The sequence below is a fragment of the Megasphaera vaginalis (ex Srinivasan et al. 2021) genome (assembly GCF_000478965.1).
Taxonomy (GTDB): Bacteria; Bacillota; Negativicutes; order Veillonellales; family Megasphaeraceae; genus Megasphaera; species Megasphaera vaginalis.
The window spans coordinates 20,720-33,697 of the sequence record NZ_AWXA01000003.1 but is presented as its reverse complement, the minus strand read 5'-3'; the positions used below and the strand labels follow the sequence as shown (position 1 = coordinate 33,697).

Below are 12,978 nucleotides of genomic sequence, written 5' to 3'. Positions count from 1 at the left end.
CTTTGTGTGGTAACTTAATTTTACCGACGGCAATAGACTATGTCTATTTTTTATGAAATTGAATTTGCAAAACTTATTATACGTTATCTTAGAACGTAATCAGCCGATGTTTCTCAAAGGCTATGAAATAACAGATACACGTCTAGGCTTAATTGGTATTGGACATATTGGTTATCTTGTCGGTACTAGGCTAAAAGCCGGCTTTAACATGGATGTTTTAGCTTACGATCCATTTATTTCAAAAGAAAAATGTAATGACATGGGATTTCAGTATGAAAGAGATTTAAATACACTTATACAAACTTGTGACATAATATCAATATCAGTCCCATTAAATGACTCCACTAAAAATATGATCAGCAAAAAGGAACTATCTTTAATGTCCACTTCAACCATTTTAATAAATACGTCTCGCGGTGGAATTGTAAACGAAGAGGATCTCTATGAAGCTTTACAAAATCATCAAATCTTAGGTGCTGGTTTTGATGCTTTTATCGAAGAACCATTACCTGCTCATCATAAACTATTTACTTGTCCTAATTTTGTAGGCACGCCCCATAATGGTGCTAATACTTATGAAGCACTTACTAGGATGGGGAAAGGAGCCGTTGGTGAAATCATTCGCTTCGAAAAAGGGGTACCTACCTTAACAAACATCGGATTCAATAATCTGCCATAAAACAATTAGTATACTCAAATTTACATTCGAGAGCTTAATCTCAATTTTATCTCTCGTACCTATTATCACTTTCATTAGATTAAGTTACCTACAATAACATAAGATGCCCTGTATTACTAATAAACAAATACAGGGCATCTTATGTTATTATTTTTTAATTATTCCCACTCAATAATTACCATATCATATTTGTTTCTTTAATTCTTTATTAGTATCTTTTAGGTTTCTGTTTTCAGCTATTTTTATATCTATTATTTGTGGTTTTAGAGTTTTTTAGTATCAAAACAGTATCAATGGTGATACTATTATTACAATATTCACATTGCAACATTTTAAAATTTATATTTAAGATTTTTTATCTTTTATACTAATCTCCCAGAAAAAATAGCCTTTAACGGCTTAATACCATCTAATTGCTTATTATTTTGTTGGTTATTCTTACCCTTGTAAAGCTCAATATAATACTTATCGTCGCTTTTCATTTTATTCAATGTATAGAAAGTGCCCAATTCCCAGGAACACCAGCCACGTATATTTCCACTACCACGAATAGAAAACTCACTATTAACAGTTCTCAAAAATAATAATTGCCTTGACTCTGAAAGATGTTTTGACAAATTGTTTTTTATATCAACTCCGTTTTGGAACTTTGGAGAAAATATCCAGTCAACATATAAAAATATACCTTTTTTTAGCATGAAAATAAACAGCGACAGTGTGTATAGTTTATCGTCAAAAGCATGAGATAAGAAAACTTTATTCCCAGCAAAATGATCCATGCTTAGTCTACTATTATGAATATATTCTCCATTAGTCTGAAGTTGATTAATTATGGAATTGTTTATATCGCTTAATAACTTTATTAGTGAATTAAATGCGTAATATTCATCTTTTGATTTACCAATAGTCTCCGTAAAACTTTCTAATTTACTGAGATTTTTCTCTTTAATAAAATCATTCTCTAATTTGAATCTGTTTAAGTTTTCAATATAGACTTCATTGAACTCAATTTTATCAATTTCCACGTTATACGAATTAATTAAAAATTTTTCTTCAATTCCAGCAAGTATTGCTATGTTTAGTTTTAAAAGTTTAGATAAATCAATCCAAAAAGAACCTTCAAATTGTTCAAAAATAAAATCATACAAATAATCTTTGTTTTCATCTACTATACTTTGTACACTCTGATACAAACTAACTCTATCGATCCCATCCATAAAATATATCTCCTATACTTCCTATAGGAACAATTACCAAGTCGATGGTTTATGTTCAATACCATACTCAATTAAATCTTCTATATGGTCTTTTATGTCGTTATAAACATTTTCACTTGATGACCAATTGGATTCAAAACATTTAACATATTTAGACATTGGTACTCCATTTATATTGTAATAATCAAACGGATTAGCTCCCTTACTATCTTGTTTGCCAAATACATTTTTCAACTTATGTATATAGATACCTACAATCCCTTTATTAAGTTCATAAGCTCTTTTTATTTCATAATTTATCCATTTTCTGTTTGCTGTTTTTTCTCCAATCAAAACAACTAAACATGAACGCTTATTTAACTGTTCATCAATCCATTCTTTAATTTTACTTTCAGTTTTTTCTTTTACTTCCTCCCAGTCATTATCAGAAAAGGTAGAACTACTATCTACTTTCCCCATGTTGCGAACCTGTCCTGCCCTCCAATTATCATTATCGTAATGAAAGCTAAAAAATACCTGTCTTTTTGCCATTTAAAATTCCTCCTTATTTAATATTTTAACTGCTTGAACTATGTTTTTAACAGACATATCAATATCGCCATCGCATTGTTTATTTGCCTGTTCAATTGCACTTATTGTATTTTTATCTGTAATTTCTCGAGTTATTTTATTGAATATTTCTTTAGCTGACCCACCAGTATGTTCAATTGGCAAACATACTAACCCATGCTTTTTACATAACTCAAATTCATCTATAACTCCACTTGCAATATTTTCTGTTTCTTTGTTTCCAAAAATGAATATAGCGGTTCCGCAATTATCAATCATTTGCTCTCTATTTTCCTTATATAGCTTATCTAAATCTATTCCTAATGAGCTATTTTGCGGGAAAGGCATAAGCGTCAAAAAATCACTTATTTTGGAATTATGATTCAAGCAATAATCTGCGACACCATTTAATATAAATTCACCTACACCTTTGCCATATCCATTCACAATACGATAACCATTCTTTGATAGTTCAAAAGATAGTTTGTGAATAAAATTTTTACCCGTTTCATGAGAATAACCCGGATAACAATATGCACTACCCGATATAAATATTGTTTTTCTTCTATATCTATCTACAAGTATACTTAATATGTCAGTAATTTCACTATAGTCATTTACCAAATAGGTAAAAATACCATACCTATTCAAATCTTCTATTTGCAGCTCTTGTCTTACTTTTTTGTACTCATAATCCTCATCAGTATCTTGAACTCTTTTCATAATACAATAATGTTTTCTTATATTCTTTTCGTCGAGTAATACCCTTAATCTTCCGATTACATAGTTAAAGTTTGGATCTTCAAAGCTAAATCCTAAAAACAGAAATGTTTTGGTAAGCAAATCTCCCTCTAAAACCTCTCTGAATAATTTTCTTTTGTTATATCCAAATTCTTCATAATCACTTCTTGTAAGTACTGCATCTTCAGGAGATTCTACATCTCCATGTAGTTTATATACGATTGCATCAAAATCATGATTTGTACCTCTTAGTTGTTCATCCTTTGTTTTTACATAAGGCTTCTTCATATTGGTTTCTAAAGCCTTTTCTATTAACTTATCATAATTTGTTGTCCAAAAAGTTGAAATTGGCAGTTGTGATAATAGTTTATGATTTTCAGTAGGTTTTACTAATTGAGAAAATTGACCTTTGATGAGATCATCTATTGATGCCCTCTTTTTCGAATTAGAATAATACTGTGCCAGATTGACCAAATCATTTTCTTTTTCAACATCTAATCCAATTTCTTCTGCTGGTTCTTTTAGAAGTTCTTTCCAACTACAAAACCCAGCAGGAATTGATAATCCTGCTCCAATAAACGCTCCTAATTCATCACTTTTAATAGCTTTTTCAATTTCTCTAATCAAATCTTTTTTTGATACTTCACCTTTGATAATAAGCACCTCCTCCTTTATTTTCTCGGTCCTAAGAATTTATCCCCATTTAGATGAATCATATGGTCCGGCATATCTGCAATCCATACTTCCGTTTCCCAAGCTAAAGACTCTGAAAATTTCTTAAATGTTTTAAAGTCTAAAAATGCTGTTACATATATTTTTCCAGCCGAAACATTTTCCGTCATTTCTTCAATTTCTTTTATTCTCTTTGGCTCCATTGCACCTACAGAAGTTACAGACTCAACAAAGTAAATCCAATTCTTATCTTCTGAATATAAAACAATATCCGGCATTTTGTCATGGAGTGTTATCTCAAAGCCTAGTTCTTTTAGTTTCTCCTCGTTCTTCACCAAATCTTTTTGAATTGTATCACCAACATACAAACATTCAGAGTTCTCAGCAAATCGTGGAGCAAATTCTTCAATAATAAATTTCTGTAATTGATTGTGTTTACCGGGAGAAAATGTGAATTCGTCCCCATTTATTTTAACAGGCATTTTTCTTACTGCTTTTTTAGAACTATATAGATCAATTAAGTTCTGATGAGATTTTAAGAAATTATTCTTTTGTTCTTCCCACAGACTTGATTGAAATGTTTTTACTAATAACAACATTTCATCAGTTAATCGATACCTGTAATTAGGACTATTTGTTGCTTTCCCATTATCTTCAATAAATGCTGCATTCCTAAAATGATGCATTGCCTGTTTACGGAATGTTTCTCTGCTATTCTCTGCATATGAAACCTCATAAAACTTTCTAATAAAAGCAATAACATCATGTATTCTTATCCATTTATTAGTTGCATTAGCCCATTCATCATTCTTTTTAATATCTGCCATTGCCAGAATAACATATCCACATAAATCCGACTGCTGTTTTGGTGGAACTTTCAACTCATTCAAAATATTCTTTGCTTCTTCTAATTTAGACATATATAAATCTCCCTAATATTTCATCACAATTTTCTTCAGACATATCTTTTAATTTAATCAGTTCCTTTCCCATATCCTCAATACAGGTTAGTGGTGGAATTGGCATCGAGTTAATTTCAGTAGCATTAACTTGAGTTGATCCATTTAAAATTCTGTAATAATTATCATAAAGTGTAGAGTTCATTACAACATACAAGCCATAAACCAAACAATCTGATAATCCTTGTAAGCCTGTAATAAAATTTATCTTATTCTGTGTGCTAATTGCCTTATATGTTGGAAATTTTTTAGCTAAATAAATTCCACATTGTAATCTACGCTTTTCTTCCTTTGCCGTAAATCTTTTCACAAATAAATAATTAGTGTTCTCCTGCAATAATCCTTTTTGCTCCGTTAATAGATACTCATTTTCTTTTCCAACAGGAAAAATCACTTTACCATCTTTTATATGTTGCGAATAAAATAAAGGAACTGCTTTTTCCTCTGCATCATTTCTTAAAGCCTCTCGATTTCTAAAATCAACTGTCAAACCAGTTTTCATTTTCAAGCCAAGCGTTGGCAAGGTATCATTCCATTCATTTACCTTTTTAATCGTATCAGCTTCTTCTTTATCAGTTATCAAAAAAACATATTTGTGTTCTCCAGAAACAACCATATCATATGGAGCTTCAAAAACAGTCTTGCTGCCAAAATCAAAATTATCATTCGTTGTAGTTATAGTAATGTTTTTTAACTTATTTAATTCTTTCTTGGCTTTAATAATTATAGTTTCTTGCAAAACAGACTCTTTATCAAAGACTTTGTCTCTGCTTACAAATAAATGAATGTGCTTCAAAGCCACCTCGTTTAAAAATTTCTCACGAAACTTTTTAAAGTACGCTCCAGAAGTCCATGATCTTGGAACGATAAACACCAATTCGCCATTATCAACCAAATTAAAACTTGCCATCTCCATAAAAAGAAAATATAAATTCGGTGAACCATAGCAAATATCAGGCATAGATAGAGCTTCATTAGCCATTTTTCCAATCTTTAAATAAGGTGGATTTCCTATAATTACATCGTATTTTTCAGGTTTAGTACTCGCCCCTAACATATTATTATATTCAAGCGTTTGACTTGTTATATAGTTATCTTTAATCACTTTGTATTCAATTTTTAGCAATGTATTCTTACTTATCCACGATAAATTTGCATTTAACAGCCCTAAAATGTCATCATTAGTTTCATAACAAGTAATTTTTATAGCTTCAATCTTATCAGTATCAATAATTCTTTGAATAAGAGCTGCCGTAAGTATCCCCGAACCCGCTCCCGGATCGAGTATAGAAATTTCTTTTGAAAATGATGATAAATCAAATAATGACGCCATAAAAAGAGCTGTTTCTCTACTTGTGAAAAACTGCCCATTTTTCTTTCGAATTTCTTTTGGCATCTGTTCAATATATTTATTTGTAGATTCAATTACATAATCAATTATTTTCATCATTCACCAACTCCATAATTTCATTTATACCACAATTCAAACTATCACATATTCTGACAATCACATCAGTAGTGATATTCTCACTATTCTTCATTTTATAAAAAGTACTTCGGCTAACTTCCGCTTTTTCCATTAGCTCAGAGTTTTTCATGTCTAAATCTATCATTTTTTTAAATAGCTTTTTATAACTTATTTTTGACACAATTGTCCTCCCATACATCAGATTTCGTTTTTATCATTATATCATATTTATTCACTTTTTTCACTACAAACTTCCTTTTACGCAAACATTCATCATTTGTATAAAAAAAGAACCGGCAGTCCTAAGACCACACCGACTATTTTTTACCTCTCATTTTCTCTCGATATTTTATTCTTTTCTTTAGTAATTCCTCTATCTTCACTCCAATGTTTCCTAATCGCACCAATAACCGATTCCTTTTTCTTCTCAGTTTTATTTCTGCCAAGATATTCATTCATATTATTTTTCAGATGTTCCAACTCCTCATATTGTGCTGCTAATGAATTATGCTTCTTGATTATTTCCTCTTGTTCAGCTTGCAATTCTTTAGAATGCTCATTTAATTTCCTGAAAAGATTTTTACTTGATTTTGTCTTCAATTCACCTATTACCACATGTCTTAAGTGTGGAAATTGCTTAAGGAAAATATCTATTTCCTCATAAGACTTCTGATAGGATTCTACATCTTTTCTGTTCATCATCATATAAATCTTATCGTTCGGATTTTTACGATAACCTTCATAATGTTCTCGCTTGCTGATGCAGATTTGAATATGCTTTACAACTTCCTTTATCCTCTTTTGCTCCCATGACAGCTTATCAAACTGTCGCTTCAACTCATTCTTTTCGATTGATATTCGACTGATTCCACACTCCAATTCTTCCATTGAGTTAAAACCTTTATCCCTGATTTCAACAAGCGTAGAAGCCGCTGTTTTAAGATTGTGTTTCGTTGCCCAATATTCATATCCTTTGCTCGACTTTGCTTTTTCGTTTTTCTTAATATCAATGATATTGCCAATTTCTTTTTCTTTATTTAGGATTCTGTCCTTAATCCGTTCTTCAGTATAATTAACGCCAATTGTCTTTGCCCTAGTAAATCTTTGCTGATTTTTACTTCTGAAAGCTATGTGTTTTCCTTGTTTAAATTCATAACCACAGCTTTCCATTTTAGATAGAAAGTCCTGCCAATTGATTGACTGCTTTATAGTCCTATCAATATCAAATTGAAGCCTCGATTTATAGCTACTTCCTTTTTTATCTTCATTCCAGTCGTACCAATTCACAAATTTTCTTCGCCTAATCTCGTTGATTTCTTTTTGTGCTTCTTGGTCGATGACAGATAAATTATGCTCCTTACATAGCTTGTCGCTTTGATTTCTGATATTCATATATGAGTCATAGTAAGAATGATAAATCTTACCCTCATCCACATCTATGGAATTAAAAATTATGTGATTGTGTATATGGTCTTTGTCGATATGTGTCGCTAAAACATACTCATATTTCCCGCCTAAAATCTTTTCACAAAGTTCAATTCCTACTTGATGTGCTTCTTCAAAACTCACTTCTTCCGGAACAAATGATTGAATTAAATGATGAGCTAAAGTTTTGGTTCTTGAGTTAAACTGCTTTTTAGTAAGCTCAAATTCTTTATGGGCATTTTCCCTACTGCAAAGGTGTGTTGTAACATAGATTTCATCATCGGTTTTATCTCCGTTACAGATATAGTCTATCGCCTTTTTCAGTGTTGTTTTAATCGGATGTATTTTAGTAACAGCCATTATCCGATTACCTCATTGATGATATAGTCGGAAACTTTTTCTCTAAATTCTGATAGGAAAAGCAGTTCCCCTTGTAAAGCTTTCTTGATATTTTCAATATCATCTTTGTAAATAACTCCTGTGCTGTTTATCGCCTTTGCAATCTGATTCAGGTTCGCTGAGTTACGACTGACAAGAGAAGATAATTCCCTCAATTCTTTTCTAAACTCACCGGATATATCTATGCTGATAATTCTATTCTTGAAAATACTGTCTCTATAAAACTCCCTTTTGCTTTTAAAATTAGTCAATGCAAATCTTCGGTTAAGCTCATTCATATCTTCTTCATTCACCATAAAGTGAACGGTACAGTTGTTTTTACGATTAACGATCTTTGACATTTATCATCACTCCTTTCTTACTCGGGGTCTTAGGGTCTCCCTAAAATTGATTAAGCTGAATTACCAGCTTACAAGCCTACTTTTTAGGACTGTGGTCAAAAAGTATATGCTTGCTATCTCACTGAAGATAATACTTTTACTAATAATCTCTTATAACTATCACAGAAAAACAGTGGACTTTTATACCAAGCGGTGCTTCTCAATATTTCCTCTGCTTTTTAAGAAAGTTTGAAAGTTGTCGCTACCACTACCTCACTACCTGCCTTATCGGTAGCAAAGTAGCGGTAGCGGACTTTTTCAAAACTCTTAGAATGGTATGTCCGAATAATCAACCTCAATAAAATCATCATTTTCATTTCTCTTATAAAACTTCTTGCTAACCCGAACCACTCCGTCAATTCTTACCTTCTTACTTTTTACAGATGGTTCCAGTTTCCATTCATCCACCATTTCGTTTGCCATAAGTTCTGAAAACACTTTTTCATTTGTTTCAGGATACCTACTCGTAAATTCGGCAGAACATAACAAATTCGGTGTATCGGACTTTGTAATTTTCCATTCCATGAAGTCCAAGAAATTTTGCACATGTCTGTTTTCGCTCTTATGTGTTTGAATGACATAATCCAAATCACTTCTTAGTTCCTTCGGTAAATAGAAATCATGCAGCTTGTTTTTGTAAAGATGTACCGCTTCTGCAATAGCTCCTTCAAAATCATTTTTCAGCATTTCTGCATGTTCTTTTCTTGTGATAGTTTCCAATACAGGGAATTTTTCCGGATCATACATCAACGGAATTTGTATCTTTTCACTATTCACTTTTACAGGCAAGTATCTTCTTTCTCCTGAGAAGTCTCCCAAGAATGTAGCGTCGTTTGTTGTCGCAATTAAAACACAACTTCGTTTAACATCTGTTGAAAAGCGTTCATATGGAAGTCTTACTGTGCTTGTCCTTGCCGATATAAACAACTTCGCTTCATCGGCACTTTTTGCATTTCTAAGAGCAACAAATTCTTCAAGCTCAACAACAATCTTTCCTACCAAATTGCTGACGGCATCTTTCCCTTTTATATTGTTTAATGAGCAATACCATTCGGGAAACAGTGCCAGCTTTTCAATAAATGAAGTTTTTCCAACGCCCTGCACACCTGTAAGAACCATCAATTCATCAAACTTACATCCTGGATTAAACGCTCTTTTTACCATGCCGACCAAGATATGTTTCATAATCCAAGAATTTAATTTTGTATCCTCTGCTCCAAGATATTTGGGTAGTAATTTTGAAATATATTCTTGCCCGTCATATGGTAGCGATTCCATATACATCGCCGGTAAATTGATTGACCTCTTATGAGCAACAAAAAGAACGGCATCTTCCATACGATTTTTAGAATACTTAATTCCAAATTCTCTTTCGATTTCAACTCCGAGGATATTTGTCATATGGTCATTCCATTTTCGTATTTCTAAATCAGTGCTTTTCTCACCTTTTAACTTTCCGTAAAAACGAATTGTTCTACTGCAAGTGTCAAAGAAAATATATCCTGATAAAATATCTTGTTCTTTACAAAAACAGGGATTCACTAACACAGTTATGAGATTGGTTGTTGTACTTTTGACTTGTCCCTTATCTGTGATTTCAAGCTCACGATCTACATAATCGCTAAGCTCCAAATCATCAAATTTAAGCCAATTATTCAAGTGAACATCCTCCTTTACTTCTGTGATAGTTATAATCCCAATATCTCTTATTTCCTCCCTGTATCGCTTTTGAAATGCTATCCTCTAAATATTTCAAGTATCCTTTTTCCGTTCTTCTTTTACTTCGATCGTCCATTCGATTAAGTGCAGATTTCAAAAATATTTCTTTCATCATTTCTACGTTTCCGTGGGTAAAACTGTTTAGAAAAAGAAGCAATGAAAAGTCATCTTTACTGGCGTCTCCGCTTGTATATGAGCCTTCAAATAACGCTCTTGCCCTTGTGTTATACCTGCACATTGTTTCTAAAACCGTATCACTGTCAGGAACACATTCAGCAGCTTCCCGATATTTTCTAATAACTTCTCTGACACTTATTTTTGGAGAAAACAGCTTATAGTATTTGTCCAACTCCTTTTGTTTCAAGAGAACTTTGTTCGCAACAAAATCATTAAATTTGTAGATATTACCTGTCATAGCAATACATCTGTTTTCTTGATACATCTCCACTTTCTCAAGTTGGTTATTAAAGCTCTTTTCTATTTTCCCCTTTACAAAAATGTGTAACCCTCTTCCGGATTGTGATACTTCGATATAAGTATCATTAAAGTCATTTATAAACATCTCAAGTTTTTTATTGTCCACATTGTCCAAGTCGATACACACAAACGGATCATCCCTGCTTAACACAAAAGACAATCCGTCACAACCACTACTCTCTATATTATTAACTGCTGTTTCAAAATCTGCCCATTGTTCTTTATTATTCCAGTCATCAGATTTGAATGTAATCGGACTCACAGGAAGCTTCAGTATTTTTTCCTTACCTTTCAAACCCTGTTTTCTGATTTTCTTAAACCATAGCCACTGTTTGTATTCTCTTAATTCAATCGGAATATTTTGTAAGTAATTTTCCTTGTTAATCATCGTAACCTCCAATCTTTATATTGCTGATGGAAGTACAACCTGATAAAATAATCTTGTCAGGGATGAAATACCAAGTTGTACTTTCATCTTGCCTTTAGTCATTTGGCTAAAGGCTTTTTTCTTGTATTGCCGCTTCTATTATTTCAGTAATCATTTTCAATTCATGCCTATAATCCGCATCCAGTTCTCCGTACTGCTTCACTCGTTTCAGTTCTGATAAAATTTCCTGTAACTCACCTTTACAACTGTCTATGACATTTCTTGTAGCAAAGACCTTTATCGGAGCATTAAGGATGGCATTAGTCATATAATCTTGTCTACTAAGTCCGGACATCGCAATCTTTTTGAAAATTAGCTCTCTATCTTTTTGATTTGTTCTGAATGCTATGGTTACATCCTTTTTCCTGTGATTAGCAAATCGCTTACCTTTGTCTCGTTCCTTTTGTTTTCTTTCCTCTTCCAAAGCTTGCCATTCTTCTTTACTCAGCAAGTTTTTGGGCTTTTTCTTTTTACGATTAACCGCCTCATCATAGCTTGGAAATTTCGGTGCTTTCACTGTATTCGCCCTCCTTATCCAATTTATCAGCCATATCCACCTGTTTATTGGGGAACATATGACTGTAATCCATCAACACCTTTATGCTCTCATGTCCTGTTCTTGCCGCAATATCAACAGGTGTAAAGCCCATTTCTATGAGCAGCGATATATGACTGTGTCTCAATGCGTGAAGCTTGATTTTCTTAACTTTCGACTTTTTTATTCCTCGCTCCATTTCCTTATTGAAATAGGTTTTGCATTTAGGAAAAATTTGCTCATCTTCTGAAAAGTATTCAATCTTCAGAAAATAGTCTTTAAGTTCCCTGATTAAAAAATCCGGAAGCATAATTGTTCTTTTACTTTTCGGTGTTTTCGGATCTGTAATAACTTCTTCTCCGTTAATTCTCTGTGCTGATTTACTGATTCGCATCGTCTTTTTATCAAAGTCGAAATCAGCTTTTGTTAATGCTCTCAATTCTCCCAATCGAATTCCTGTCCAATAAAGAATTTCAAAAGCATAAAATGAAATATCCTTGTCCTTAACAGTTTCTATAAACTGTAGGTATTCCTCTTTCGTCCAAAACTCCACTTCCTCATCACTCTTATGCTTTCCTATTCGTCCTGTTACCTTACACGGGTTTTGCCTTAATCCGTAATATTTAACTGCATGATTGAACATACAACTAAGCTGTGCGTGAATGGATTTAAGATAGGTCGGCTTATAGGTTTCTCCTTCCGCATTTTCAATGTTTAAGAGTACGTTATGCCACTTCTTTACTACAACAGGCTTAATCTCACTCATTTTCATACCGCTAAAGAACGGTAAAATTTTTGTTCTTATCATGTGTTCTTTAGTCATCCAAGTATTTAGCCTTATTGTTCCTATTACATCAGCCTTATAGAGTTCAAAATAATCTTCAAAGAGCATATTGAGTGAACCGGACATCTTTACCGTAAAATTCCTCTCATAAGTAATTGCTTCTTTCTTGGTTTCAAACCCTCTTTTCAGCTTCTTTCTGCTTTGTCCGTCCCAATCCTTGTAATAGAATGAAGCGAACCACTTTCCACTTTTTTCATCCTTATATGCAGGCATTATTCTCCCTCCTTCGCCTTGTAGATTTGTTCCATAAAATATTTCTTATTGATTCTTCCCCTAAGGATAAGAAAGCCGTGTTCAGCAAGCTGCTTATTCATATCTCGGATAATTTTATAGGCTTGTTGCTGCGATACATTTAATAAATCGGCAACTTCATTTGAAGTAAGAAATAATTTCTCCATCGTACTTTCCTCCTTTCTTTTAGAAACATATTTGTTTCTGTTTCTATTTTAGATTATAAGTAGCTTTTTTGTTTCTGTCAATACTTTTT

The 12,978-nt window shown here is 32.6% G+C and carries 14 protein-coding genes; 1 reads left to right on the top strand and 13 read right to left on the bottom strand.

The window, feature by feature from the left end; genetic code table 11:
* The first annotated feature begins 106 nt into the window (after positions 1 to 106).
* Positions 107 to 679 carry an NAD(P)-dependent oxidoreductase gene (locus tag HMPREF1250_RS00280; protein ID WP_051356025.1) on the top strand — a complete coding sequence of 191 codons (573 nt, stop codon included), beginning with the start codon at positions 107 to 109 and terminating at the stop codon, positions 677 to 679.
* Between the two features lie 362 nt (positions 680 to 1,041).
* Here HMPREF1250_RS00280 and HMPREF1250_RS00275 read toward each other — a convergent pair whose 3' ends face one another.
* From HMPREF1250_RS00275 to HMPREF1250_RS00215, 13 genes are all read right to left on the bottom strand, one after another.
* Positions 1,042 to 1,896 carry a hypothetical protein gene (locus HMPREF1250_RS00275; RefSeq protein ID WP_023052559.1) on the bottom strand — a complete coding sequence of 285 codons (855 nt, stop codon included), beginning with the start codon at positions 1,894 to 1,896 and terminating at the stop codon, positions 1,042 to 1,044.
* A gap of 33 nt (positions 1,897 to 1,929) precedes the next feature.
* Entirely contained in the window at positions 1,930 to 2,427 is a 498-nt protein-coding gene (locus HMPREF1250_RS00270) for a TIR domain-containing protein (RefSeq protein ID WP_023052581.1), read from the bottom strand.
* A complete protein-coding gene (locus HMPREF1250_RS00265; RefSeq protein ID WP_023052553.1) occupies positions 2,428 to 3,849 on the bottom strand; it encodes an SIR2 family protein in 1,422 nt (473 codons plus the stop codon).
* An 8-nt stretch (positions 3,850 to 3,857) separates the two neighbouring features.
* Positions 3,858 to 4,778, bottom strand: a complete 921-nt coding sequence (locus HMPREF1250_RS00260) for a BsuBI/PstI family type II restriction endonuclease (RefSeq protein ID WP_023052554.1) — start codon at positions 4,776 to 4,778, stop codon at positions 3,858 to 3,860.
* Positions 4,771 to 6,267 (bottom strand): Eco57I restriction-modification methylase domain-containing protein, encoded by a 1,497-nt coding sequence (locus tag HMPREF1250_RS00255; protein ID WP_036242119.1) that lies wholly within the window; start codon positions 6,265 to 6,267, stop codon positions 4,771 to 4,773. Before HMPREF1250_RS00255 ends, HMPREF1250_RS00260 begins: the two co-directional genes overlap by 8 nt.
* The gene (locus HMPREF1250_RS00250; RefSeq protein ID WP_000036627.1) at positions 6,251 to 6,466 is read right to left on the bottom strand and encodes a helix-turn-helix domain-containing protein; all 216 of its coding nucleotides are present in this window, start codon (positions 6,464 to 6,466) and stop codon (positions 6,251 to 6,253) included. The genes HMPREF1250_RS00255 and HMPREF1250_RS00250 overlap by 17 nt, the downstream gene beginning before the upstream one ends.
* Before the next feature lie 143 nt (positions 6,467 to 6,609).
* On the bottom strand, positions 6,610 to 8,070 hold the full coding sequence (locus HMPREF1250_RS00245) for a relaxase/mobilization nuclease domain-containing protein (RefSeq protein ID WP_023052579.1): 1,461 nt from the start codon (positions 8,068 to 8,070) through the stop codon (positions 6,610 to 6,612).
* Positions 8,070 to 8,450 carry a plasmid mobilization relaxosome protein MobC gene (locus HMPREF1250_RS00240; protein WP_023052576.1) on the bottom strand — a complete coding sequence of 127 codons (381 nt, stop codon included), beginning with the start codon at positions 8,448 to 8,450 and terminating at the stop codon, positions 8,070 to 8,072. Before HMPREF1250_RS00240 ends, HMPREF1250_RS00245 begins: the two co-directional genes overlap by 1 nt.
* 306 nt (positions 8,451 to 8,756) lie before the next feature.
* The gene (locus HMPREF1250_RS00235; protein ID WP_023052561.1) at positions 8,757 to 10,148 is read right to left on the bottom strand and encodes a VapE domain-containing protein; all 1,392 of its coding nucleotides are present in this window, start codon (positions 10,146 to 10,148) and stop codon (positions 8,757 to 8,759) included.
* Positions 10,141 to 11,073 carry a hypothetical protein gene (locus HMPREF1250_RS00230; RefSeq protein WP_023052563.1) on the bottom strand — a complete coding sequence of 311 codons (933 nt, stop codon included), beginning with the start codon at positions 11,071 to 11,073 and terminating at the stop codon, positions 10,141 to 10,143. The genes HMPREF1250_RS00235 and HMPREF1250_RS00230 overlap by 8 nt, the downstream gene beginning before the upstream one ends.
* 106 nt (positions 11,074 to 11,179) lie before the next feature.
* Positions 11,180 to 11,629 carry a plasmid mobilization protein gene (locus HMPREF1250_RS00225; RefSeq protein ID WP_023052560.1) on the bottom strand — a complete coding sequence of 150 codons (450 nt, stop codon included), beginning with the start codon at positions 11,627 to 11,629 and terminating at the stop codon, positions 11,180 to 11,182.
* Complete coding sequence (locus HMPREF1250_RS00220; RefSeq protein ID WP_023052558.1) at positions 11,601 to 12,704, bottom strand: site-specific integrase; 1,104 nt, start codon at positions 12,702 to 12,704, stop codon at positions 11,601 to 11,603. Before HMPREF1250_RS00220 ends, HMPREF1250_RS00225 begins: the two co-directional genes overlap by 29 nt.
* Positions 12,704 to 12,889, bottom strand: coding sequence for a hypothetical protein (locus HMPREF1250_RS00215; protein WP_023052556.1), 186 nt, complete (start codon positions 12,887 to 12,889; stop codon positions 12,704 to 12,706). The genes HMPREF1250_RS00220 and HMPREF1250_RS00215 overlap by 1 nt, the downstream gene beginning before the upstream one ends.
* Between the last annotated feature and the right edge of the window lie 89 nt (positions 12,890 to 12,978).